This window comes from Streptococcus sp. HMSC034E03 (genome assembly GCF_001811505.1).
Classification (GTDB): domain Bacteria; phylum Bacillota; class Bacilli; order Lactobacillales; family Streptococcaceae; genus Streptococcus.
Window position 1 is genome coordinate 1 of sequence record NZ_KV804997.1, and the last position, 26,038, is coordinate 26,038.

General features: G+C 39.1%; 23 protein-coding genes. 1 reads left to right on the forward strand and 22 read right to left on the reverse strand.

What is annotated here, in order from left to right; genetic code table 11:
* Positions 1-89: 89 nt before the first annotated feature.
* From HMPREF2805_RS08010 to HMPREF2805_RS08110, 21 genes are all read right to left on the reverse strand, one after another.
* Positions 90-1,244, reverse strand: coding sequence for an MFS transporter (locus tag HMPREF2805_RS08010; protein ID WP_075232085.1), 1,155 nt, complete (start codon positions 1,242-1,244; stop codon positions 90-92).
* 390 nt (positions 1,245-1,634) lie between these two features.
* Entirely contained in the window at positions 1,635-2,561 is a 927-nt protein-coding gene (gene ftsX / locus HMPREF2805_RS08015; RefSeq protein WP_075232086.1) for a permease-like cell division protein FtsX, read from the reverse strand.
* Positions 2,554-3,246 carry a cell division ATP-binding protein FtsE gene (gene ftsE, locus HMPREF2805_RS08020; RefSeq protein ID WP_049548597.1) on the reverse strand — a complete coding sequence of 231 codons (693 nt, stop codon included), beginning with the start codon at positions 3,244-3,246 and terminating at the stop codon, positions 2,554-2,556. The genes ftsX and ftsE overlap by 8 nt, the downstream gene beginning before the upstream one ends.
* Positions 3,247-3,261: 15 nt before the next feature.
* Positions 3,262-4,357 (reverse strand): peptide chain release factor 2 gene (gene prfB / locus HMPREF2805_RS08025; RefSeq protein WP_148131633.1). Its coding sequence is split into 2 segments (ribosomal slippage): positions 3,262-4,284 and positions 4,286-4,357, totalling 1,095 coding nucleotides; the frame shifts between segments, so codons are not numbered across the junction.
* Between the two features lie 284 nt (positions 4,358-4,641).
* Positions 4,642-7,356: an MBL fold metallo-hydrolase gene (locus tag HMPREF2805_RS08030; RefSeq protein WP_075232088.1), complete on the reverse strand. Its 2,715-nt coding sequence runs from the start codon at positions 7,354-7,356 to the stop codon at positions 4,642-4,644.
* 39 nt (positions 7,357-7,395) lie between these two features.
* Positions 7,396-8,208: a LicD family protein gene (locus HMPREF2805_RS08035; RefSeq protein WP_075232089.1), complete on the reverse strand. Its 813-nt coding sequence runs from the start codon at positions 8,206-8,208 to the stop codon at positions 7,396-7,398.
* A gap of 42 nt (positions 8,209-8,250) precedes the next feature.
* A complete protein-coding gene (locus HMPREF2805_RS08040) occupies positions 8,251-10,407 on the reverse strand; it encodes a LicD family protein (protein WP_075232090.1) in 2,157 nt (718 codons plus the stop codon).
* Positions 10,408-10,428: 21 nt separating this feature from the next.
* The gene (locus HMPREF2805_RS08045; RefSeq protein WP_075232091.1) at positions 10,429-11,400 is read right to left on the reverse strand and encodes a glycosyltransferase family 2 protein; all 972 of its coding nucleotides are present in this window, start codon (positions 11,398-11,400) and stop codon (positions 10,429-10,431) included.
* Positions 11,397-12,233, reverse strand: coding sequence for a LicD family protein (locus tag HMPREF2805_RS08050; RefSeq protein WP_075232092.1), 837 nt, complete (start codon positions 12,231-12,233; stop codon positions 11,397-11,399). The genes HMPREF2805_RS08045 and HMPREF2805_RS08050 overlap by 4 nt, the downstream gene beginning before the upstream one ends.
* Before the next feature lie 143 nt (positions 12,234-12,376).
* Positions 12,377-13,696 (reverse strand): LCP family protein, encoded by a 1,320-nt coding sequence (locus HMPREF2805_RS08055; protein ID WP_075232093.1) that lies wholly within the window; start codon positions 13,694-13,696, stop codon positions 12,377-12,379.
* Positions 13,693-14,541 carry a prephenate dehydratase gene (gene pheA, locus HMPREF2805_RS08060; protein ID WP_075232094.1) on the reverse strand — a complete coding sequence of 283 codons (849 nt, stop codon included), beginning with the start codon at positions 14,539-14,541 and terminating at the stop codon, positions 13,693-13,695. The genes HMPREF2805_RS08055 and pheA overlap by 4 nt, the downstream gene beginning before the upstream one ends.
* Positions 14,538-15,014, reverse strand: a complete 477-nt coding sequence (locus tag HMPREF2805_RS08065) for a shikimate kinase (RefSeq protein ID WP_075232095.1) — start codon at positions 15,012-15,014, stop codon at positions 14,538-14,540. The genes pheA and HMPREF2805_RS08065 overlap by 4 nt, the downstream gene beginning before the upstream one ends.
* The gene (aroA, locus tag HMPREF2805_RS08070) at positions 15,007-16,290 is read right to left on the reverse strand and encodes a 3-phosphoshikimate 1-carboxyvinyltransferase (protein WP_075232096.1); all 1,284 of its coding nucleotides are present in this window, start codon (positions 16,288-16,290) and stop codon (positions 15,007-15,009) included. Before aroA ends, HMPREF2805_RS08065 begins: the two co-directional genes overlap by 8 nt.
* A gap of 91 nt (positions 16,291-16,381) precedes the next feature.
* Entirely contained in the window at positions 16,382-16,720 is a 339-nt protein-coding gene (locus tag HMPREF2805_RS08075; RefSeq protein WP_045611301.1) for a YlbF/YmcA family competence regulator, read from the reverse strand.
* A gap of 53 nt (positions 16,721-16,773) precedes the next feature.
* Positions 16,774-17,355, reverse strand: coding sequence for a hypothetical protein (locus HMPREF2805_RS08080; protein WP_075232097.1), 582 nt, complete (start codon positions 17,353-17,355; stop codon positions 16,774-16,776).
* Between the two features lie 10 nt (positions 17,356-17,365).
* Positions 17,366-18,469, reverse strand: a complete 1,104-nt coding sequence (locus HMPREF2805_RS08085; RefSeq protein ID WP_075232098.1) for a prephenate dehydrogenase — start codon at positions 18,467-18,469, stop codon at positions 17,366-17,368.
* 9 nt (positions 18,470-18,478) lie between these two features.
* Entirely contained in the window at positions 18,479-19,645 is a 1,167-nt protein-coding gene (aroC, locus tag HMPREF2805_RS08090; RefSeq protein WP_075232099.1) for a chorismate synthase, read from the reverse strand.
* 9 nt (positions 19,646-19,654) lie between these two features.
* Positions 19,655-20,722, reverse strand: a complete 1,068-nt coding sequence (gene aroB, locus HMPREF2805_RS08095; protein ID WP_075232100.1) for a 3-dehydroquinate synthase — start codon at positions 20,720-20,722, stop codon at positions 19,655-19,657.
* An 18-nt stretch (positions 20,723-20,740) separates the two neighbouring features.
* Entirely contained in the window at positions 20,741-21,595 is an 855-nt protein-coding gene (locus tag HMPREF2805_RS08100; protein WP_075232101.1) for a shikimate dehydrogenase, read from the reverse strand.
* A complete protein-coding gene (aroD, locus tag HMPREF2805_RS08105) occupies positions 21,585-22,262 on the reverse strand; it encodes a type I 3-dehydroquinate dehydratase (protein ID WP_049548583.1) in 678 nt (225 codons plus the stop codon). Before aroD ends, HMPREF2805_RS08100 begins: the two co-directional genes overlap by 11 nt.
* Positions 22,259-23,422: a class I SAM-dependent rRNA methyltransferase gene (locus tag HMPREF2805_RS08110; protein WP_075232102.1), complete on the reverse strand. Its 1,164-nt coding sequence runs from the start codon at positions 23,420-23,422 to the stop codon at positions 22,259-22,261. Before HMPREF2805_RS08110 ends, aroD begins: the two co-directional genes overlap by 4 nt.
* Positions 23,423-23,668: 246 nt before the next feature.
* Here HMPREF2805_RS08110 and HMPREF2805_RS08115 point away from each other — a divergent pair, with 246 nt between their 5' ends.
* Positions 23,669-25,120: an alpha-amylase gene (locus HMPREF2805_RS08115; protein ID WP_075232103.1), complete on the forward strand. Its 1,452-nt coding sequence runs from the start codon at positions 23,669-23,671 to the stop codon at positions 25,118-25,120.
* 235 nt (positions 25,121-25,355) lie between these two features.
* Here the strand turns inward: HMPREF2805_RS08115 and HMPREF2805_RS08120 are convergent, their stop codons facing one another.
* Positions 25,356-26,030 (reverse strand): DnaD domain-containing protein, encoded by a 675-nt coding sequence (locus HMPREF2805_RS08120; protein WP_075232104.1) that lies wholly within the window; start codon positions 26,028-26,030, stop codon positions 25,356-25,358.
* Positions 26,031-26,038: the final 8 nt, after the last annotated feature.

Sequence of the window (26,038 nt, forward strand, 5' to 3'; positions counted from 1 at the left end):
TTTCTGTCTAACTTTTGGGGTGCAGTTCATTCAACACCTGATATTATGCGTTTTTCTGATTGTAAAGATTTTTTCTCAACCTCTTTTTGTTAAGCTTCTTTTTTCAATAAGAGAGAAACAAGGACTGATGTCGCAATCATCCATGCTCCTAGAATAATAAATGTCATTCGACCATTCGTTGTTACTAAGCCAATTCCTGAAAGAACAAAAGGTGTTAAGGAGGCACCAAAACTACATCCCAAAACCGCATAGGAAGTCGCTTTGTTGAGGAGCTTTGCAGGGATTCTCTCAGAAATTAACTGAAAGACTGTCGTCAGAGCAATGCTATAGGCAAATCCTCCTAAGACAGAACCTGCAACGACAACCCAAAGAGAAGGTGAAAGAGCGATGATGATTTGCCCAATACCAAAGGTTACACCCGCAACCAATAACAATTTTTCCTTAAAGGCGGAGATGAGGAAAGAAAAGCTAATTCCCGCCAGAATCCCAATCAACTGCATGGCACTGAGTACCAGACTAGACAACTGAGCATCTCCAAAGCCTGCCTCAATCATGAGACTAGGAATACGGAAGGTAATAGCTGTATTGGTACATACAATGACTGCAGCTCCGACAGCTAGGAAGAAAATCAGCTGTAGCATGGAGCGAGTTAGTTTCGCTGCTTCTTCTGTCTTTTGCTTGGACTCATGAACTTCTTCTTTGTTATAAGGGACAAAGAGAAGGAAGAGTACAAGAACCACTAGACCTGCAGCGTAGGCTAGGAAGGTTGCAGTCCAGCCAAAGGCCAAAAGCTGACCGACTGTCAAGGTCAAGATAGAGGCTCCCACTACCTCAGCTGAACCACGAAAACCAAGCATCTGGATACGAGTCTTGCCATGGTACCGTTCACTGATGATAGAGATAGCCTTGGCGTTTAGCATCCCCACACCAATCCCAAAAAGAAGACGAGTAGCAAAGACAAAGTAGTAATCCTGATACCAGAAGGGAGCTGTTCCACTGATTGACAAGATCAAGAGTCCCAAGGTCAACTGAAGTCGTTCAGGAAAAATCCGTTCTAAAACTCCATTTAAAAGGAGCATAGCCATAATCCCAAAGGATGGGAGACTGACTAGAAGTTCAACCTGACCAGTCGAATAGCCCTGATAATAGTCAAACATGGATGGTAGGGCACTTGATATTGAAAATGATGTGATCAATACTAACGATAGAGAAAGTATACTCACTTTTTCCAAAAATTGTTTCATTTTATCCTCATTCATTATTTATGTTAAGTCAAAAGAGCTAGATATTACTGTAGAAATAAAAGATTTCTTTCATCTAGTCCCTATAACTCTTTTAGCAAAAAGGTCCTTTCCTATCATACACTGTTTCCCAAAAATTGGCAAGCAACTGATACTCAATGAAAATCAAAGAGCAAACTAGGAAGAGAGCCGCAGGTTGCTCAAAGCACTGCTTTGAGGTTGTGGATAGAACTGACGAAGTCAGTAACAAATATACGCCAAGACGAAGCTGACGTGGTTTGAAGAGATTTTTGAAGAGTATGGTTTATAAGTTCAACATAAAAAGTAGGACCATCTGACTCGGTCAAGCCTCGATGGTATCCTACTTTTATAGATTTTAGTAAACTATCTTACTTAGATTTTCAAGAATCGACGCATTGAGATTCCTGAACCAAGTGAACCGATACAGATTCCGATGAGGAACAAAAGACCAATCATCAATGGAATAAAAGCATCTGGGGTAATCAGAGATAGATTTTGTCCAACCAAAGATGGGTTAACTGATTGGTAGACTCGGTTATAGATAAAGTAAACCATGATTGATGGAATAGTTGCTCCTAATAGCCCAATGAAGGCACCTTCTAGCAAGAATGGACCACGAATGTAGCTATTTTTAGCACCAACCAAACGCATGATTTGAATTTCACGACTACGTGAAATGATAGTGATACGAATGGTATTTGAAATCAAGAAGACTGCGATGAAAATCAAGAGTCCTGCAATGACCAATCCCCAAACACGGATGAAGGAAGCCAACTTGAAGAGACGCTCCGTATTGGCACCACCGTCTTGAACCTCAGAAACTCCTTCGATTTTCTTAGCTTCTTCAGCGACTGGTTTCACATCACTTGGTGAATTGGTATCGACAATGTAGGCATCATGAAGTGGATTGGCATCTCCTTCAAAAACCTTCCAATCGTCACCCATGGTTTCAGTCAGCTTTTGGTACTGCTCTTCTTTACTTGAGAAGGTTACACTTTTAACAGCTGGCATAGCCTTGAGAGCATCATAAACCTTGTGGTAATCATTGTTTGTAACTGTCTGGCCTTCTTTGACGATGGTTTCACTATTGTCTTCAATATCCTTACGAACATAAACCATGACTCGGACGTTGTTTTCGATATCCGTTGCCAATTTTGCAGTATTAAAGATAACTGAGGCAAAAATAGCAACCAAGGTCAAGGTAATCATTACTGAACTGACAGCAGCAATGGTCATCCACCCATTACGCTTTAAACTCTTTAAAGCTTCGAACAAGTGGCGGAAAAATCTACTAATCATCGTATCCGTACTCTCCTTTCGCTTCGTCACGAACCACACGACCATTCTCGATGGCAATGACACGGTGGCGCAAGGTATTTACGATTTGGCTGTTGTGGGTAGCCATCAAAACAGTCGTACCTTGGAGATTGATGCGCTCCAAGAGGTTCATGATTTCCCATGAGTTATCTGGGTCCAAGTTACCTGTTGGTTCGTCGGCAATCAAAACCTTAGGATTGTTTACGATAGCACGCGCAATGGCGATACGTTGTTGCTCACCACCTGACAATTCATTAGGGAATGAACGAACCTTATGCTTCAAGCCGACAAGATCCAAAACTTCCATAACACGTTTTTTGATATTGCGACGGCTTTCACCGACAACCTCCATTGCGTAAGCAATGTTCTCATAAACGGTTTTCTTTGGCAAGAGTTTGTAATCCTGAAAGACAACTCCAACACTTCGACGAAGAAGCGGAATATCTTTCTTTTTAATCTTAACAAGATTAAAACCTGCAACTTGCAAACTTCCTTTTTCAACTTTAACTTCACGGTACAAGGCACGGATAAAAGTTGACTTACCTGCACCCGAAGGACCTACGATATAGGCAAATTCTCCTGGTTCAATTTTCACAGAGACGCCACGTAGGGCTGTTGTCCCGTTGTCATACTTTTTGACAACATCTCTCATTTCAATGATCGACATGTGACTTCCTTTCTTTTAACTAATACGCCATTTTAGATAAGCATCGATGAAACCATCTAAGTCCCCATCCATGACCTTATCTACCTGCGCAACTTCAAAACTGGTACGGTGGTCTTTCACCATGGTATAAGGGGTGAATACATAGGAGCGAATCTGGCTTCCCCATGTGATTTCTTTCTTGTCCCCCTTAAGGGCATCTACCTCAGCAGCTTTCTTTTCCTGCTCCATCTGATAGAGTTTTGCCTGGAGCATCTTCATCGCACGGTCACGGTTTCCGTACTGAGTACGGTCAACGGTTGATGCAACGACAATCCCTGTCGGAATGTGGGTCAAACGGACACCTGTTGAAACCTTGTTGACGTTCTGTCCACCTGCTCCACCTGAGCGGAAAGTATCCATCTTGATATCATCTTCTCGAATATCAACTTCAATAGTATCATCCAACTCTGGCATAACTTCTACAGAAGTAAACGAGGTGTGACGACGCTTAGCTGAGTCAAATGGCGAGATACGTACCAGACGGTGAACTCCCATCTCTGACTTGAGAAGTCCATAAGCATTTGGCCCTTCAAAAGACAAGGTCACTGACTTAATACCTGCTTCATCACCAGCTTGATAATCCAAGACTTCAACCTTGAAACCTTTGGCATTACCATAACGAGTATACATACGAAGAAGCATATCGCCCCAGTCTTGGGCTTCTGTTCCACCAGAACCTGGGTGAATCTCTAAAATAGCATTATTATGATCATAAGGCTCTGACAAGAGCAGAGTCATCTCGTAGCTAGTCATCATCTGATCTAGCTCAGCTAACTTCTCCACCAACTCATCCTTAACAGACTCATCCTCTGCTAAAAAGTCTAGTAAGATTTCAGCTTCATCCTGCAACTCCTCCATCTTGTGGAAAGTATTGTAGGTATTTTTTAGTTCATTTAATTCTTGCGACGTTTTTTGGGCTGCAATATTATCGTTCCAAAAATCAGGTTCTGTCATTTTGTTTTCCAAAATGGCAATTTCTTCTTCTAACCCTTCGAGGTCAAAGAGACCCCCTAAAAGAAGCTAATTTTTCACGATTGGCGTCAATTTTTTGACGAATTTCTGAAATGTCCATATATACTCCTTTTTTGTATCGTTTTATTATACCATAATTTTTCTTATTTATCTAATCGGTGTTTTTTAAAATTTCTTATCAAAATATTTCTATTTGAAGACGAGAGAGGTATTCTCAATCATTTAGTGTGTGAGAAATCGAAAAACATCTCAGAGCTGATCAAGTTTCTTGTCCAAAAAACATTGATTGATTCTCTGAGATGTATATAAATACTATTTTAAAAGAAAAGTATCTGACAGGTCTGAACACAGCACCTAATCAACTTTCTAGCAAAGCAACTAAGATTATTCTTTATCTGCCTTCAAAGTCGGTTTTGTTTCAGCAGCTTCATCTTTTTCAGTCGCTTCTGCTGATTTTTCTCCCTTCTCTACTGGCTTATCAGAATCCTTCTTAGGATCTTCTTGACTTCCCTGAACTTCTACTTTATCAGGATTTAAGCTCCAAATGCCATCTTTATTGACCTTGTAGCCATCAGGTGTTGTGCCATTTCTCAATAAGGAACCATCTGCTTGGAAATAATACCAGTTGCCATTCAGTTGTTTCCAACCAGTCTGCATAGCACCACTTGCATTGAGATAATAACGAGTGCCATCGACATCTAGAAGACCGGTTGCCATGACACCATCATCAGGTTTGAGATAGTACCAAAGTCCTTTGTCTTTGAACCAACCTATCTTCATGGCTCCACTTTCTGTAAAGTAGTAATATTGGTTATCTAGCAATTTCCAGCCTGTCTCCATAGCGCCACTTGCATTGAGGTAATAACGAGTGCCATCAATTTCTTGAAGACCTGTTGCCATGACACCATCATCAGGTTTGAGATAGTACCAAAGCCCTTTATCTTTGAACCAACCTGTCTTCATGGCTCCACTGCTTGTGAAGTAATAATAATGGTTGTTCAACAATTTCCAACCAGTCTCCATAGCGCCGCTTGCATTGAGGTAGTAACGTGTGCCATCAATCTCTTGAAGACCGGTTAGCATGATACCATCTTTATCTAGATAGTACCAAGTATCCTTATCCTTGATCCAACCTGTTTTCATAGCTCCACTGCTTGTGAAATAACTATAATGATTGTCAAACCATTTCCAGCCTGTCTGCATGGCTCCACTTGCATTGAGATAATAACGAGTGCCATCAATCTCTTGAAGACCGGTTAGCATGATACCATCTTTATCTAGATAGTACCAAGTATCCTTATCCTTGATCCAACCTGTTTTCATAGCTCCAGAACTTGCAAAATAGTTCCAATGACCTTCAATCATGGCCCAACCAGTTTGCATAGCCCCACTTGCATTGAGGTAATAACGAGTGCCATCAATCTCTTGAAGACCCGTTAGCATGACACCATCTTTATCTAGATAATACCAAGTGTCACCATCCTTAATCCAGCCTGTTTTCATCGCTCCAGAACTTGCAAAATAATTCCAATGACCTTCAATCATGGCCCAACCAGTTTGCATGATCCCATTGTTATCAAAATAGTAGGTTACTCCATTGATTTTCTTCAAGCCCACTGTTCGAAGACCATCTTCATCATAATAATACCAGTTTGAACCTAGCTTTTGCCAGCTTGAAGCTGTCCCTTCTGTTTGCAAAGCACCGCTACTTGCAAAGAGCATCTTCTTACCTTTGAAGACTTGTAAACCAGTAAGCATTTTACCATCTTTATCAAACAGATACTTTTGCCCACCAATTTCAGCTAATTCATTGTATCGTCTTGCACCATTCGACTGAATATAGTACCAAGTATTATCATGATAGAACCAACCACCAATATGCATTTTACCATCTGTATTAAGATAATACCAGTCGCCGTCACTATGTGGATCCCAGCCGTCATTTACATGCACCCATCTACCAGACTGCATTTGACCTTTTCCATTAAAGAAATATGTTGCTCCAGAAATTTCTTTCCAACCGATAGCCATCTGACCATCTTTCAAACGATATTTCCAATGGCCATCTTCTTGATACCATTTCTCATCAACAGTAGGAATATTTGGAAAATCCCCTGAAACGTTTGTAAATCCTTTATCACTAATATCAAACACAGTCGCATCCTGAGTTTGACTAGATGCGTGAATCACTTGGATATTTTTCTTTTGAAGATAGTCTCTCGTTGAAGCGAGGTTAATATCTCCTCCAGTTGTTTGGATGACCATACTAGGAGAGAGATGGTCTATAAATCCAATTGTATTGGAAATCTTGGCATCGTAGTGATGATTCCATTTCATCATATCCACTTTTCCAATAACAGGTCCTAATTTATCTTCAGCTCCCTCAGCATTATCCAAATCACCACCAAGATAAATTCTTTTTCCTGCTACAGTCACTACTGCAACAATTGAATTGGAATTATCATCAAGAACTCTTTTTAGGTTTCCATCAGCATCATATTCATTTTTATAATTATAAAGTTGAATATCCATATCCCCAAATTTAAAATGGCTATCTTCATCCTTTATATCTTGAATAAGTTTAACTCCCTTGTTCTGTGCAGCGCGGAGAGCATTATCGTAATTGAAAAGATTATCCCACAATCCCCAAGTACTTGTAATTCGTTTATCCGAATATTTTTTCAAATAAAATTTATCAACCTGATAACGATTAAGAATTTCATCTGCCCCTCCTATATGGTCACTATGGACATGAGTCCCCAGTATAAAATCTAATTTTTTTACTCCTAACTGATCAAGATGGCGAATTAAGCGATCTTCCAATACTTGATAATTTCGAATGGATATCCCCCAGCGAATTGGATAGCGTGGATCCGAACCATCTGGGAAATCATAATCTTCTCCCATATCAATCAAGGCATAATGACCATTACTTTCTAGTAGGATAGCATCACTTCCAGATTTAGCTTTTGTATTGATAAAATGGATGCGATTCCCTGCACCTGCTGAGATAGTATCTGCATTGACTGTCGGTGCTTGAATTATTGATGCCGCTAAGAACAAGGCACTAAATAATATTGATTTTTTAATAGATTTCATAATACATCAAACTTTCTCTATTTCTTCTAGACTTTTTCGTTAATCAATCCAATAATTCTTATCTCCTCCTGGAACTTGTTGCTCAATAGGGGGTGGAGTCATATAGTTTTCTCCAAATTCATAAACAAGTATTTCATGATATTTTCTAGGAGCCTTCACTACGATGTTTTCGTATGGCACATCAATCAGATCATAGAGCCATTCTTTTTTGATTCCCTCTGGAAAGCTAGGATCAAATATCGTACAAGCAAGATACTTAGCTTGATCTAAACTATATTTCAATGCAAGATTCTCTAATTTTTGATTCCAAGTTTGTGGAGAAGTTAGTTGAAAAATAGCTGATCCAATGTAGCGAGGTAGATTTTTAAGTCCCCCATTCTCAGACTTGATCCCCTTAAAATTTAAAGAAGAAAGGCGAATAAGATATTGGTAGAGTTTCATTTTTTTACGGTCACTTTTCTCTGTTGCGACACCATCATACGGAAATACATCAACACAGGTTCCCAACACAACCGTAGAATCTCTAAGATTGGCATCTCTACGTGTTCTTATATCATAGACTCTCATATAACTGTATGGATAGCCCTTTGTTTCTCTAAAGGAAATCATTTTATAGTATGGATGATTTTCATTTTTTAAAACCTTATAAAGTTTTTCAAATTCATCTCGAGCTAAGGAAATATCTGTATCATCATCCCAAGGAATAAAACCTTTGTGACGTACAGCTCCTAGCAAGGTTCCAAAATCGATGAAATACTTAATATCATGTTTTTCACAGATTTTATGTAAATACTCTAGAATATCAAGTTCTACTTGCTTGATTTCTTCTAAGCTTAAAATTCTCTCAGACATCTTTGTAACTCCTAATTTTACTCTTTTCTAAAACGAAAACAATTATCCATTCTCTACAATTTTCCATAGTTTGAAGTCATGATGAGAAACTTGTTGCTCTACCGGGGGCAACTGCATATAGTTCCCATAATCTGAAGTGAGAATTTCATGGTAGTGGTTTGGTATCATGAATTCTTTACCTTCAAAATTGCCAGTTTCAACATTTTCTAACCATTCGCGTTTCCAAACAGGTTTATTCATATCTTTATAAATAAGGTAGTCTACTTGTTCATAATCTTCTACTTTTCTAGATTTTGCTAATTCATCGATTTGAGAAACATACTTATTTGTGTTTGTGAAATAAAAGATCATAACAGAAATATAGCGAATCATTGAATTTACTACACTTTTAGTATTCGTAATTCCTTTGAAAGTATAACAACTTAATTGACGTTTTTTAATAATTTTGGTCATTTTATCCTTAAACGCCTGATCATCTTCATAACCATCTACTGGGAAAATATCTACATAGATTCCCATATTCGAATCAATTCGCACATCCTCCTCGACTAGATAGGTCTGATTATCTTTGATCTTCATGAAAGGATAAACATAATTGATATTATTTTTATAAGACATGAGTTCATATCGTTCATCTGGATGTGCAATCAGATAATCTTGTAATTTTTCATAATCATCTCGAAGCATACAAATATCCATATCGTCGTCCCAAGGAATAAAACCTTTATGACGAACTGCCCCAATTAGACTACCATAAGCTAAGAAATATTTGGCACCAATTTTCTGACAAACTTCATGAATGTACTCCATAATTCCTAATTCCATTTTTTGAATTTCGGAAATATCTGTTACTTCCTCATAGCGGATATTTTTTTCTTTCAAACAAATCGTTAAACCATAACCAATTACTAACCAGAAAATTATGTTGATAAAATTTGTGGAGTAGATGATCTGACTTTCAAATAATTGACCAAATAAAATTCCAAAAAATAGAATTATAATTAATTTTTCATCATTTTTCTTAGTCACAACTAAATAAGTTATAAAACGTAAACTTACATAAGCGATTATGAGTATGAAAGAAATGAGTCCTAATATTCCAGAACTTACAAAAATTGTAATAAATATATTATGGAAATTACCACCAATTAGTGAATTTTGAATTTCATATTTACTAAAATATTGGGTATAATAGTCTGAAACATTTCGAACACCATAACCAAATACTGGTTTCTCCATTCCCATTTTAATTGCATTTTTCCAAATGTAAGTACGACCACTAGGAGTTGTTTCAATCAAATGAAGTTCAGTATTTTTCTTTTCAATGTCCGAGCCTATCTCAGAATAGGATTCACCCTTATTTAAATCAATGATAGTAGTTCTTCCAGATGAAATATAAATAGAAGTCAAGTAACTTAGACCAATATCAGCACCGGTAACCAAGGTAGCAGCAACTGCAAAAGTAACAATCTTTTTAACAAGATTACCTCTAGAAACAAATAGGCAATATAATCCAAGCAATAATAGAACTGATAGAAGGGCCCCTCTACTTTGCATAGCCGCAAAATTTAGAAATTGAATTACATTATTTATCTTCAGATAAATCGAGTACTTACTTCCTTTATGGATGAGGTATAAAGCAAAAACAATACTAATATAAGAAAAAATAGCACTTGCATTTGGGTTAACAACTCCCCATAAACGACCATTCATAACACCATAATAATAGGAGTGTTCTCCAATTTTAAATAATATTAAAATTCTAAATATTAAAAGAACAAAGGCAAATATAGCAGAGAAAAAAGAAACAAATTGAACCGTTCCAGCAATCAAGCGAATTAACTTCTTAAGATATTCTGAATTCACCATAGTAAATAGCAAAATGTAGGCTATCATAAAGAAGATTTCAATCATATTCCCAAGCAAGTGACCCGAACGATTAACCAGTGTTGCTACCAGATGACTACCTGCTAAGAGTCCAAATAAACCTAGATATTTCTTATCGATTTCTATTCGTCTCCAATTTAAAAATAAGGTTAAACAAATACAAAGAACAACAATTGCTGATAATCCTTTATAAATAGGACTTGTTACTTTATACACTAGGGAACTCATGCTTAAAATCGAAATAAAAACAAATAGATATGAAATCCACAATTTTGATTTTTCAAAGCATTCATTCATTTTTGAAAAATTCATCTTCAACTCCTTTAAATGACATTATTGATTTAAACCGACGATTTGTCTATAGATCCATGGGGAAACAAGGAGGGACAAAACGGCTATTTTTCGAAAATTAGTAAAATAAGGATCTTTTAATATCTCAGATAAATGTTTAATAATCCACTTTCTCAACTTAATTTTTTCTGTTGGATATTGACTCGAATCTGTAAAGATTATTTTATCGTACACTGTGATATATGACCAACATTCTCTATTCACTAATTCAGTTTTTAGTTTTGGAAATATTTGAAAAACTTCAGAAATAATAATCTTATAGACCTCTATGGTATCAAATACATGATTGTTGACAGAAGTTGTTGCACTTCCCTGACGATGATCATAATAGTAGATTGGTTTATCAACAAATACACTAGTACATCTGGTTTTTAGTAAAACTTCTGTTAAAAACAAAGCATCTTCAGCCAAATGATAGTCTGTATTGAATGTAAAACTTGAAAGAATCTCTCTTTTAAATAATTTTGCAACAGGGAAAAAAGAAGTTCTAGTTGTCGTCAATAATTCTCTCATCGTCTGCTCTGTCGACCACTTCTCTTCTTTTCCTGAAAAATCCGGTAATTCTGTAATTTGACCATTTTTTATATGATGGAGACGTGCTATACTAAACCCTATAGACTCGTCACTATCAACTACACTTATTAAAGTTTCCAAGTAATCTGGTGTAATAAAATCATCACTATCAATAAAAGTAATCCATTCTCCTCTTGAATGTTGAATACCTATATTTCTAGCATTCGAGACTCCTGCATTCTTAATATGAAAAACTTTGATATTTTCATTTTTAGATGCCAACTGATCGCACAAGGCACCACTCTGATCTGTCGAACCATCATCAATAAGAAGCAATTCAAAATTGGTATAAGTCTGCTTTAAGATTGACTCAATACATCGTTCCAAATAAGCTTCTACATTATAGACTGGAACAATAACGCTAATTTTTTCTTTCATCATGCTCCATATTCTCCCTTATATTCAGTGTAACTCTTATCCATATCTGCTATAAGGGCATCGTGGTGAGGCACTTGCTTGTCTGCCGGCGGTGGTGTCATGTAGTCACCAAAAGCTGTGCTGAGATAGGCATCATAACCAACTGGAATAGGCATTTCTGTTCCTTCGAATGGTAGGAAAATATTATCTTCAAAGGCTTGAATTGGATATTTCTTTTTCATGTAGCCTGGACCTGAGCATAATTCCGTGATACCATCACTTTCTGCTAGACCATACTTAGTCATTTCTTTTTCAGCCTTTTTCCAGATACGATAACGAAGGGATTTAGGAGTTAATCCTAATAAAATCGTGCTGCCCCATTTCATGAGGGCTCCATGTTTTTCTGGAATAGTTTGTGCACAGAAGAGGGAATAAATCAAAGCCCAACGCACCTGTTTCTTACGTTCAGCTGGATTTTTAGGGTAGTAATCCAAGGGAAGAACATCCAAGGCCAAGCCGTGTGGGAGGTCCAAATCTTGTTGGTAAGGCTTGATGCAAGTCGTTTTTTTGTCTCGAATAGTGATAAAGAGATTGCGGTCAACAAAGTCTCTATCACTTTTTGATAGGAAGTAACGCTCATCCGCATAACGAGGCCATAGCTCTGCTAGTTTTTCATAATCTTTGCGGGGCATAAAGAAGTCCAAATCATCATCCCAAGGGATAAAACCTTTATTTCGTAGAGCACCAATAGCTCCTCCACCACACAAATAACAGAGTAAATCGTGTTCTTTACAAAAGGCGACAAAATATTCAGCCATCTCTAGGCTACGAGTTTGAATTGCCTTTAAATCACTCATCTTATTCTCTTCCTCTCCTGATAGAATACATCATTCTATTATACCATAAAAACAGTTTATAAATCCATCTAACCATGTGAAAAATCAAAGCCCGAGACACCTGTTGCCATAGGTATTCCAAGCTCTGATTCGTTTTTTTCAGTTTACCTAAATCCCATTTGGGCTAGCTTATTCTGGTAAGCTTTTTGATCCACTCGAAGGGCTTGGCCTCCATAGACATCATAGTCATCTACCCAGTCTCCAAGTTCTGGAACTGTCAATCTTTCAATACCATTCTGACCTCCTTCAAGGACTGATAAGCCATTGGTCAATAAGAAAGTATATGGAAGATTTGTAGAGGTCATGGCAAATACTTTTCCTAGTGCTTCTGAGCCTGTGAAAAGTTTTGTCGGATCTTTAATTTGCTGTAAAACAGCTGTCATGACCTGCTGTTGTCGACGAGTACGACCATAATCCCCTTCATCATCATCACGGAAACGTGCATAGTTCAGAAGAGTCGAACCATTCATCTGTTGTTTCCCAGCTCGAATGGTTTGAGTCGGTGACTCAGTTTCCGTTGCATGCAAGTCATCGCCTACAGTCGCTTCTGTCACAGGAACCCCGTTTAGGGTTGAAAACTGAGCATCAATAGTCACACCATCATGGAAAAGCGTATCAATGGCTGTCGCAAAGGCTTGGAAATCGACAAGGGCATAATATTTTATGTCTAGATCAAAATTATCCTTGAGCACCTTGCGGACCATTTCAGCTCCTTGTTTACCTTCTTGTTCCCCTAATTCATAGGCCAAGTTTAATTTATGGTCGGTCTGTTTTTGACCATTGATGACTTGGCTATACCCATCAATATAGACCAAATTATCACGCATAAAGCTAACGAGCTTCAATTTTTTATCTTTGCCACTTACATTCAGAACCATAATGGAATCTGTCCGTGTTTCTGCACTATTCTGTCCTATACGTCCATCCGTACCCAAAATAAGAATATTAACCCCATTACGCGTATCTTGTCCATTGAAGACTTCAACCTGAGCAGCTTTGGCATCTTTGGTCCCATTTGAGCTATTAGGATTCGCCGATTGGAATCCCTTTAAGAACATGACGATCATTCCTACTGCTACACAAAGCAATAACATCCCTAACCAAACAAATAAGCGTTTAAAACGAAAGCCTCTTTTTTTCTTTTGCTTCTTAGCTTTTGGAACCTTCGCTTCCAGTTGAGCCCCGCCACTACGGCGACTAGAACGGCTACGATTAGCATAGGTTGGCAGGTCGATACCAGAGTCTGAAAGAAGTTGTTCTTTAGTTTCTGGATTGAAAACTTCCGCTGAACTTTTTTGACCTTCTAACTTAGCATGTAATAAGTCAAATTCTCTCTTTTCTTTCTCATTCAAATAATGAATATTTTTCAAAAGATAGTCATATCTCAGTTTTTCATGGTGTGTCAAAGGATTCTCTCTAGTCATTCCCTCTCCTTTCCTTTATCCTGTATGGTATAAATAGGATAAGCACCTAGTACTTTATACTGGATTCCAATCGTTTCTAATTCTTTTTGAGCAAAGTGGACCAGTTCTTTATCAGCATAGTCCACATCAATGATAAAAAAGTATTCTCCCAAGACTGTTTTTAGGGGACGACTCTCAATTTTAGTCAAGTCAATCCCACGCCATGCAAAGGTAGAAAGTGCTTTGTATAATGCACCTGGTAGATTATCCGGCAAGGTTAAGGCCAGGCTCATCTTTTCAAAACCTGCATTCAAGGGGATTTGTGGTAAGTTCGGTCCCAAAACCCAAAAACGAGTAAAATTGGCTTCCATTTCTTGAATATCTTGAGCGATGAGTTCTAAACCATATTCCTCTGCAGAACTTCTTGGGGCAATCGCCGCAAATGGTTGATCAGGATGTTCAGAAACATAGCGCGCAGCGTAGGCTGTACTGGCAGTGACTTCTAGTTGCGCATCTGGATAATGCTCGTCAATAAATTTCTTCCCCTGTGCCAATGCTTGTGGGTGAGAAAAGATTTTCTCAATTTTAGATTGCCCGGGTACTGCCATCAATTGTTGGTGGATTGGCTGAACAATCTCTGCCACAGCTTGAATGCGAGCTTGATGGAAAAGATAGTCCAGTGTCTCATGAACACTACCTTCAATGGAATTTTCAACTGGCACTACTGAATAGTCTACCAATCCATGTTCATAGGCCTTGATAACGTCTGTAATATTTGAAAATGGCTCCAGTTCCTCATGAGGAAAAGCCGTCTGCACCACATGGTGCGAAAAAGATCCTTTGGGACCTAGATAGGCAATTTTCATTTCAGTTCCTCTATAATTTCCTCTGGGCTTAGCTTGGACACATCGATAACTTTACTAGCCACTTCCTCATACCAAGCCTGTCTTTCATTAAAAATTGCAGCCAAATCTTCCTTGCTATTGTTCAGAAATAGTGGGCGTTGATTGTCCTTATCAGCTGAAATTCGTTGGTAAAGGGTCTCAAAATCTGCTTTTAGGTAGATATTCTCTGGATTTTGCTTGAGTAAATCACGATTACGCGGAGAAATGACTACTCCTCCCCCAGTTGACACGACTTGGTCTGTTTTTAATAAATCAGCTAAAATTTCTGATTCTACCTGACGGAAGGCTGCTTCTCCTTTTTCTTCAAAGAAACGAGCAATCGGCATCCCCAGTCGGTCTTCGAGCAAGGAATCCATGTCTACAAAATCAGGATCTAATCCTCTAGCAATAGTAGATTTTCCTGCACCCATAAAACCTAGTAAAACCTTAGCCATGAATCAAAGTCTCCAAATCATCAAAGAAGCTTGGGTAGCTAGTATTAATAGCTTCAGCTCGATCCAATTCAACTTCTCCATCTGCCACTAAAAGAGCTGCAATGGCTGTCATCATGCCGATACGGTGGTCACCAAAGGTATTTACTCTGGCTCCATGAAGAGCAGATTTCCCTTTGATAATCATGCCGTCTGCTGTAGGAGTAATAGCTGCTCCCATGCTATTTAAGGCATCTGCGACAACTTGAATACGGTCAGTTTCTTTAACCTTGAGCTCTTCTGCATCTTTGATGACTGTTTGACCTTGAGCTTGGGTAGCAAGAAGGGCGATAATTGGCAATTCATCAATCAAACGTGGAATCAAGGCTCCGCCAATCTCAGTTCCTTTTAGGTCTGATGTCTCAACAGTCAAAGTTGCAGACTTAGCAATCGGGTCAATGTCAGTAAGTTCTAATTTCCCACCCATAGAGCGGATAACATCAATAATCCCTGTACGAGTTTCGTTAATGCCCACATTCTTCAGCACGACACGAGAATTAGGAACAATCAAACCTGCCACCAACCAAAAGGCTGCACTAGAAATATCTCCTGGTACGACAACTGTTTGTCCACTTAGTTTCTGTGGTCCTTGGACTGTGATTTTCTTACCATCAACACTCAAGTCTCCACCAAATTGATGCAGCATATCTTCTGTGTGGTTACGAGTGCACTCCTTCTCAATGATGACAGATTGCCCCTGAGCCTGCAAAGCCGCAAAAATCAAGGCTGACTTGACTTGGGCAGAGGCAATTGGCAATTCATAATGAATAGGTGTTAAATTTTTTGTACCTTTTAAGTGCAAAGGTGGCAAGTCTCGCTCTGTCTGACCAGAAATGCTAACTCCCATTTTTTTCAAAGGAAGGGTCACACGATCCATGGGGCGTTTAGAAAGACTATCATCTCCAAACATTTCTACTTCAAATTCTGCACCAGCAAGGACGCCTGAAATCAAGCGAATAGAGGTCCCAGAATTCCCCATATCCAGAGCATTCTGAGGGGCTTTCAAACCATCCATGCCAACACCTTGAATGGTAACGACACCGTCCTTGTCCTCTATCTCAACACCGAGGTCCCGAAATACTTGCATGGTTGACAAAACATCTTCGCCACGCAAGATATCATAAACTTTAGTCTCACCTTCAGCCAAGCTTCCAAAAATAATAGAGCGATGACTGATGGATTTATCACCTGGTACGCGAATGCTACCATTCAAATGATTAACGTTTGTTTTCAACTTCATACTAGACCTCATACTGACAATACTTTTTCTTATTTTATCATAAAAAGTCAGAAATTTCTTAAAAATTCCTGACTTTAGGATAGTTATTTTCTTATTTTAGCAATTCTGAAACTGGTTCAAAAACAATTTTTTCAATGTCAGAAAGGTAAATTGCCAATTGTTGTTGCTTGGTAAAGAATTCTGACAAGAGGCTGTTCCCTTGAATCTGCTTGCCAAAGTTTTCCATCTTAGCTTGGAAAGAAGCGTCTGGCATTTGACCTGTCTGAGCCAGTCTTTGAATTTCCTCTTGGAAGGCAACATATTCTGTAAAAATTTTGCTCGCCTCAGCATCTGCTGAAATAGCATCTTTAGCTGCTTTAACAGCCTTATATTCTGGTAATTCGCGTAGACCGCGACTAAGTTCGTTTGCACTATCGTAAATATTTGACATGATTTTCTCCTTATTTATTTCTTTTAAAATTACTAGTCACTCTGTGGTCATTATTATTGTGCAATCACTTTTATATGACCTCTTGAATGTCCATTGCTTAATTCCTTATCTGGTATATACTCTATCTTCAAAGTTCCTAAATTAGAACCTGTTTTTATTTCATTTGACATAAGATTATCAAAATAGTTATCTATCTCATCATCAGATAAGGATGATTCAATCGATTTAACAATATCATGAAATACTTCTTTCATTCCTGCAACACCAGATTCACTATTTTCATTTGTCTGATTAATTGTTACATTGATTTTATCAGTATCATTTGCATGTAAAAGCTCCAAGTAATATCCGTAGCTTGATGCGAAATATTTTATTTTTATATTTCCTTTTTTGATATTTTCTAATGGGCTATTAGAATTTTGATTATAGCTGTTAATAAAATCATTAATAATCCTATCGTCTACATACTTTGAATTAGTTTTCTCTGAACTTGTTTCTTTCTTGGATGGTTCATTTTTTGTCTCAACACTTTCTTCTGAAGTAGTTTTCACATCTTTTTTAACAGTGTAAGCTCTAAGTAAGATAAAAGAAATAAAGATAATACCAAATATGAATCTAGGCTCTATTTTAGGCATATTTTTCTCCTTATTTGACAACGACTGTATAGTCGGTGTTTTCTGTTATGAGGTGCTCGGCTCGTTCCAAGTCTTGAGCATTTTTAAATGAAATTTGTAGAATCCCGTGAATATCTTCACGGTTTTCCTCATTGATATGGATATTGACCAAAGAAGTTCCACGTAGCAATTCCAAGATGCGTAAAATCACATCTTCCTCATCGGGAACATCTACATAAAGGTCAAATGAGCTATCTACTCCTCCGCGTTTATGGATTTCCATAGCCTGACGTTGCTCACGCGCTTGATTGAAAAAATTCCATATTTGGTTTTCATCACCCTTACTGATAGCTTGTCCAATCTCGTTCAAACGGCCCCTGAAGTCCTCGATGCGTTCAACAATGGTCTCCCGATTGGATAAGAGGATAGAAGTCCACATACCTGGCTCGCTTTCAGCAATCCGAGTCATATCACGGAAACCACCTGCCGCAAAGCGTCGAGCCATTTCATGCTCCGCAGCATAACTTGCAGTTTGTTCCATCAGGCCTGATGCTAAGATATGCGGAAAATGACTAATCTGAGAAGTCACTCGATCATGCTCTTCAGCATCGATTTCAATGAAACGAGCATGAAGACCTGACAGCAAGTCTCTCATTTCTTCAAGCGTATCTGGAGTTGTCAGACTCGAAGGCGTAAAGATATAGTAGGCATTTTCAAAGAGATTAACATCGGCAGAAGCCGCTCCTGTCTTGTGACTTCCTGCCATGGGATGGGCCCCGACAAAGCGAACAGACTTATCAGCAAAACACTTCTCAGCTGTAGCCACGATAGCTGACTTGGTCGAGCCAGCATCGGAAATAATGACACCTTCCTTTAAATCCAAGTTTGCCAACTTCTCGATAAAATCAAGTGTTTGCTGGATAGGAAGTGACAAAATAATAATATCCGCTAGTGGAGCAAAACTGGCAAAGTCATCCGTCGCTCGGTCAATCATTCCTCTCTCCAAGGCAATATCTCTAGACGCTTGACTACGATTGTATCCTAAAATTTCATAATCAGGATGATCCCGCTTGATTCCGAGGGCCATGGAAGCACCAATCAAACCTAGTCCTGCGATATAGATGGTTTTTGCCATAAGAACTCCTTAATAATTCTTTGTATACTCTCGATGTTTCGCAACAGCTTCTTTTAATTCTTCCAGATTATCAGAGGAGAATTTCTCTAGAATTTCCTGAGCCAAGACTGTTGCTACGACTGCCTCCATAACGACACCTGCTGCTGGAAGAGCAGTAGGATCACTTCTCTCTACTGTTGCTTTATAAGGCTCATGAGTTTCAATATCGACACTCATCAACGGCTTATAGAGAGTCGGAATTGGCTTCATAACTCCACGAACGATAATCGGTTGGCCGTTGGTCATACCACCTTCGAAACCTCCAAGGTTATTAGTCCGACGAGTATAGCCATCTTCTGATGACCAGAGGATTTCATCCATGACTTGGCTACCCTTAAGATGGCCTGCTTTAAAACCAAGACCAAACTCCACACCCTTAAAGGCATTGATAGAAACAACAGCTTGAGCTAGCCTTGCATCTAGTTTACGATCCCATTGGACATAAGAACCAAGACCAACCGGAACACCTCCGACAACTGTTTCTACAACACCTCCGATGGTATCCCCATCTCGCTTAATCTGGTCAATATAATCCTTAATCTCCTGCTCACGTTCTTGGTTGACGATAGAAACTTCAGACTGGGCAGCTAGTTTCTTAATATCTGCGACTGTTAAGTTTTCTGGAACATCGATTTCCTTACCACCGAAGATAACAACATGGTTAGCAATTTCGATATCAAGCTCAGCTAAAAGCCGCTTGGCTACTGCTCCAACTGCAACCCTCATAGTTGTTTCACGAGCAGATGAACGTTCCAAAGAATTTCGCAAATCATCAAAGCGGTATTTGATGCCCCCAACCAAGTCTGCGTGACCTGGACGAGGATGTGTGATTTTTCGTTTGCTTTTGAGTTTGTCTTCAATATCCTCGGCAGACATGATATCCAGCCATTTTTGGTGGTCCTTGTTAATGACACCCATGGTGATAGGAGCCCCTGTCGTCTTTCCGTGACGAACTCCAGAAGTAAAGACAACCTGATCGCTCTCGATTTTCATGCGTCCACCACGACCGTAACCGCCTTGGCGACGTTTGAGATCTTCATTGATATCTTCTGCAGTCAAAGGCAGTCCTGCTGGAATTCCTTCAATAATTGCTGTCAGACGAGGACCATGTGATTCTCCTGCTGTTAAATATCTCATACATTCTCCTTATTTTACTAAGTAATCTTTCATTTCTTCGAGAGAAACTGGATGAATCCTTGCTGAACCAAGCTCAGGTACCAAGACTAACTTCATGGTGTTGCCACGCGCTTTTTTATCGTGAGTCAAAGCCTGATAAAGCTTGTCAAGGTCCCAGTTTTCATAATCAACAGGAAGGCCAAATTTTTGACACATTTCTCGAATAGACTGAGTGATTCCAGCTGGCATAAGGCCTTTTTGTTCTGCTACCTTAGAAACCTGAACCATTCCCATCGCTACTGCCTCACCATGCATGACACGTCCATAACCAGCAGTTGCTTCAATAGCATGGCCGATTGTATGACCAAAGTTGAGATACAGACGAATGCCATTATCCAACTCATCTTCAACTACCATCTTGCGCTTGACCTGGCAAGAATGCTCAATCAAACTCTCGGAATGTTCCAATATACTTTCCACAGAACCATCCATTTTAGATAATAGGTCCCAGAGCTCAGGATCTTCGATGAGGCCATACTTGATGACTTCACCCATTCCTTCAATCAACTCTCTCTTACCCAAGGTCTCAAGAACAGTTGGGTCAATCAAAACACCATCCGGCTGAGCAAAAGTCCCCACCATATTCTTGGCAAAAGGAGTATTCACTCCTGTCTTACCCCCGATTGAAGAGTCGACTTGAGCTGTCAAACTAGTCGGAATTTGAACAAAGTGAATACCTCGCATATAGGTTGAGGCTACAAATCCAGCCAAATCACCAACTACACCACCACCGAGGGCTACGATGCCATCACTGCGAGTCAAGTCTTGCTTAACTAGAAATTCATAAGCCTTTTGAACCGTGGTTAGATTTTTTCGCTCTTCCCCCTCTAGAAAGTCAAAAACTGCCACTTGAAAACCAGCAGACTCTAAGCTCAATTTAACCTTTTCTGCATAGAGTGAAGCCACACGGTTATCCGTTATGATAACAATTTTTTGTGGTTGCCAAAGTTCGCGCAACCATTTTCCTGCTTGAGACAAGCTTCCTTTTTCAATCTGAATATCATAAGGATGGTGGGGAAGGTCTATTCTAATTTTCATAGCAGGTCTCCTTTTTCTTTATTGGTACTTTTGTTTTAATAATTCCCAGATTTGATCTGTTGGCATTTCCTTGCCTGTCCATAACTGAAAAGCTTCAGCAGCTTGGTAAAGCAGCATGCCAAGGCCATTGATAGATTGATTTCCCTGACTTCTAGCCCATTTCAAAAATGGGGTTTCAAAGGGTTGATAAATCACATCAGCTACCAAAAGCTTCTCTGGTAAAACGATGCTGGTCGGGATCGGCTGAGAGGATCCATCCATGCCCACACTAGTAGCATTGACCAGGAGGTCGGCTTTAGTGATGCTGTCTTGAAGTTCTTGAACATCCTCTAATGCAAATAAATCTACTCTAAATCCAGTCGCATTCTGTATTTTTTCTAAGTAAGGTCTTGTTTTTTCTATGGATGAAGAACGAACAAAGACAGAAATCTGACTCACTCCATCCAAGATTGCCTGTGCCAAAATTGCCTTGGCTGCACCGCCTGCTCCTAACAAAACCAGTCTTTTCCTTGATATTTTAAAAGAAGGCAAGCTCTTAAAGAATCCCTTGCCATCTGTGTTATATCCAATTAATGTTCCTTCTCGATTCACAACTGTATTAACTGCACCAATTAAACAAGCCTCTTCGCTCAACTGGTCCAGATAAGGAATTACTTGTTCCTTGTAAGGCATGGAAAGATTGATTCCATACATCTGATAGCGACGAATATTGGCAACTGTTTCTGCCAAGTCAGTCGCTTCAACCTCCCAGGCTAGATAGACACCGTTTGTCTCTGTTGCCTCAAATGCGCTATTGTGAATGAAGGGAGAAATGGAATGTTTGATAGGATTTGCGACCACAGCTGCCAGACGTGTGTAGCCATCAATCCTCATTCAAAATCTCCCGAATTTTTACCATATTGGAGAGTGAGATTTGTCCTGGGGCACTTGCTGCATCTAAACTTGCAAATGACCAACTTGAACCCGTTACATCTGAAGTGATACGAGATACCTTACCCACTTTGCCCATAGAAATCGTTACATATTCCTGCTCAGGGTTGAGGGTTTTAAATCCTCGTGTGAAATTCATGAGGTCTAATACATCTTGTGCTGTATGTGCCATTACAGATACCTTAACTACTTTCGGAGTTAGGCTAGTTAGCTCTGACAAAATTTCCATCATATTGTCTGGAGTTTCCTGGAAATTATGGTAACTCAAAACCAAATTTGGAAAATCTAGCATCTGCTCAAAAACATCCTTGTGAGCAAAATACTCAAAATCAAGGTATTCAGGTTGATAGAGTTGGGCCACATCCTTGATGATCTGAACATAGTCTTCCGATGACAGGTCAATCTCTCCTCCTTCAGCACGAGTGCGCAAGGTAAAGAGAAGTTCGCGACCTGCAAACTTTTCAAAAATGGCAGGCGCCACCTGTAAAATAGCTTCTTTTGGTAGAAAATCAGCACGCCACTCAATGATATCAGCATCAATATACCGCATGGCATCGATTCCTTGCGCCTCTTCTAAACTCTTTGGCATTACTGAAACGACTAATTTCATTTAGTTACCTTCATGCTAATCACCTTGAGGTAATTACTACTTTCATCTTTTTCATTGTAGACAAAGTCTGCTGGAAGTCCATATTTATTAAGAACCTGGTACTTTCTTCCTGCAAATCCTTTGTCGATTTGTTCTATAAATTTTTGACGGGAAACATTGGCAGCATTGGTGCTAGCAATGATCATACCTCCCGGATTTAAAATCTCTAAACTCTGGGAAATCAACTTGTGATAGTCCTTAGCTACAGAGAAAGTTTGCTTTTTATTACGGGCAAAGCTAGGTGGATCAAGAACGATCACATCATAAGATAAGCCCTTACGTTTAGCGTATTTAAAGTATTCAAAGACATCCATGACGATGAAACGATGACTGTCAAGACTGAGTCCATTGGCATGAAAATGAGCTTCTGACAGTTCTCTTGAACGTTTGGCTAGGTCTACAGAGGTTGTTACACTAGCTCCTCCCATGGCTGCAGCAACTGAGAAAGCTGCTGTATAGGAAAACATATTGAGTAAGGATTTCCCCATAACTAAACCATCAACCAAGCTACCACGCACTTCATGTTGGTCCAAAAAGATGCCTGTCATAAGACCGTCGTTCATAAAGACTTGATAGAGGACACCATTCTCGAGAACTGTAAAATTTTCTGGTGCTTCTTGACCATAGATATGGGCAGACTCATAGTCTAGACCTTTAAAACGAATCTTTTCATAGGCACCTAATACTTCAGGGAAAACCTGAGCAAAAGCTGCTAAAATCTGTTGGCGAAGTCCATAGATATAGGAGTTATACCATGAAAAAACAACATAATCTCCATAGAGATCCAAAGTCATTCCGCCAAAACCATCGCCTTCTTGATTAAACAAACGAAAGGCAGTTGTCAACTCATCTTGATAGTAAGCAGAACGTTTTTGTTTGGCTTTTTCAAACAAACTTTCAAAGAATTTTTGGTTAAAAGAAAGCTTCTGGTTCGTTACAAACCAACCAATTCCCTTATTTTGACGAGATAAATAGGCCTTGCCCAAAAACTGCTTGTTTTGACTCAATAACTCAACTTCTTGATCAGTTTCAGATAGTTCTGGAAAATCAATATCCTCCAAAAGTACTAGACCTTGATTTAGTTTTTTTTCAACACGTCTACTGACGAATACTTTATTCATAAACACTATTATAACAAATTTTATGACAATTCACAAAATAGAAACTATTGATTCATCCATCATCTTGCCCTATCTGAGAGAATTTTTCCTCCCATTAGTCCTACTATTTTTATTTTATAGTATTTCAACACTTCTAGTTGAAAAATAGACATAAAATTTTAAGAGTTTAATTTTAGCGCAAACGTTTGCGCAGAAGCTGACTTTATGCTACAATAATTCTCATCACTGTAAGTAAGAGGATTAACTATGAAAAATCAAACCCTAATGCAATATTTTGAGTGGTATCTGCCTCACGATGGAAATCACTGGACACGCCTAGCTGACGACGCTGAACACCTAGCTAACTTAGGTATTAGTCACATTTGGATGCCACCTGCTTTTAAAGCAACAAATGAAAAAGATGTTGGTTATGGCGTCTATGACCTATTTGACCTTGGAGAGTTCAATCAGAAAGGTACTATACGTACCAAGTATGGTTTTAAAGAAGACTATCTTCATGCCATCCAAACTTTAAAATCTCATGGGATTCAACCAATGGCTGATATCGTCTTAAATCATAAGGCAGCCGCTGACCATTTAGAATCTTTTCAAGTTATCGAAGTGGATCCAGAAGATCGAACTGTGGAACTAGGAGAACCTTTTACCATCAATGGCTGGACTGGTTTTACTTTTGATGGACGACAAAATACCTACAATGACTTCCACTGGCACTGGTACCACTTTACTGGAACTGACTACGATGCTAAACGCCGTAAATCTGGAATCTATCTGATACAGGGAGACAACAAAGGCTGGGCTCATGAGGAATTAGTCGACAATGAGAATGGCAATTACGACTATCTCATGTATGCCGATCTAGATTTCAAACATCCTGAAGTGATAAAAAATATCTACGATTGGGCAGATTGGTTTATGGAAACAACTGGTGTGGCAGGTTTCCGCTTGGACGCCGTTAAACACATTGACTCTTTCTTTATGCGCAATTTCATTCGCGATATCAAAGAAAAATATGGCCAAGATTTTTATGTTTTTGGTGAATTTTGGAATCCAGACAAAGCAGCCAACCTAGAATACCTCGATAAAATTGAAGAACGCTTTGATCTTGTCGATGTTCGCCTCCATATGAATCTCTTTGAAGCAAGCCAAGCTGGTGCAGACTATGATTTGCGTACCATTTTTAATGATAGTCTCGTTCTAATCAAGCCAGATAAGGCTGTAACCTTTGTCGAAAACCATGACACCCAACGAGGTCAAGCTCTGGAGTCTACTGTTGAAGAATGGTTTAAACCAGCAGCCTATGCTCTCATTCTTTTGCGTGAGCACGGTCTACCATGTGTCTTTTACGGAGACTACTATGGGATTTCAGGACAGTATGCTCAGGAAGACTTCAAGGATGTCCTTGACCGTCTGCTTGCCATCCGAAAAGATTTGGCTTATGGAGAGCAGACTGACTACTTTGACGATTCTAATTGTATCGGTTGGGTTCGTTCAGGCGCTAAAAATCAATCCCCAATCGCAGTCTTGATTTCAAATGACCAAGAAAACAGCAAATCCATGTTTGTTGGTCAAGAATGGGCTGACCAAACATTTGTTGATTTACTTGGTAACCATTCAGATCAAGTAACTATAAATGCTGAAGGTTATGGAGATTTCCCAGTTACAGAACGCTCTCTTAGTGTATGGGGACTGGCTAACTAATCAATTAATACTCTTCGAAAATCTCTTCAAACCACGTCAAGTTCTCCTTGCCGTATATGTGTTACTGACTTCGTCAGTTCTATCCACAACCTCAAAACAGTGTTTTGAGCAACCTGCGGCTAGCTTCCTAGTTTGCTCTTTGATTTTCATTGAGTATAAAACACACAAAAAATGCCCACAAGCTAGATTTTCTTTCTAGCCTGTAGGCATTTTTTTCTATTATCAATACTTAAAACTAGTCTTTCCAAAGATCCATAGCATTTTGAAAATCTGCAGAAACTTGAACATTTTGAGGATTAGTCGCTTCTCTCTCCTGACGCTTAGCCTCTACCTGGACTACACTCTTAATGCCTTCATGACGCCAGTTTCTTAGGATAGCTTGGATGTACTTCCAATTTGGTTTTCCATTCAAAACGGCCTCACGTAGGGCCTCTTTGATCAGGTTCGCACTGGTTCCGTCTTCTTTCAAACTCTTTTCCAAATCTTCGATCTCAAAAGGACTTAGGAGACGACCTAGCTCTTTTTGGAAGGTTTCCACCAAGTCTTTCAAATCATTTTTAGCGGGTAGCGCTTGGCTAGGCTCTTGCTGTTCAAAAAGTTGGTCTAAGCGCTCTAAAGCTAAAGTCGCATCAAAAATCACTTCTATCTCACCATTGAGTTCAATGGTTCGGTATTGAAGTAAGCCTTTTTCTGTCAAGCGCGAAATAGCTTGATTGACTTCAAAGACTTGCTTGCCAATTTTCTCAGCAATCTGGCTTGGGGACAACTCCCCTAAAGCTGTTGTATTTTGTAGGTAAAAGAATTGCCAAACTAAGAAATCATCGCTTGATGAAAACAGTTGATTGTAGTTTAAGAGCAGAGCACTTGGTAATACCAAGTTCCCTGATTTGAAAGCATCTAAATATGTCATAATTCCTC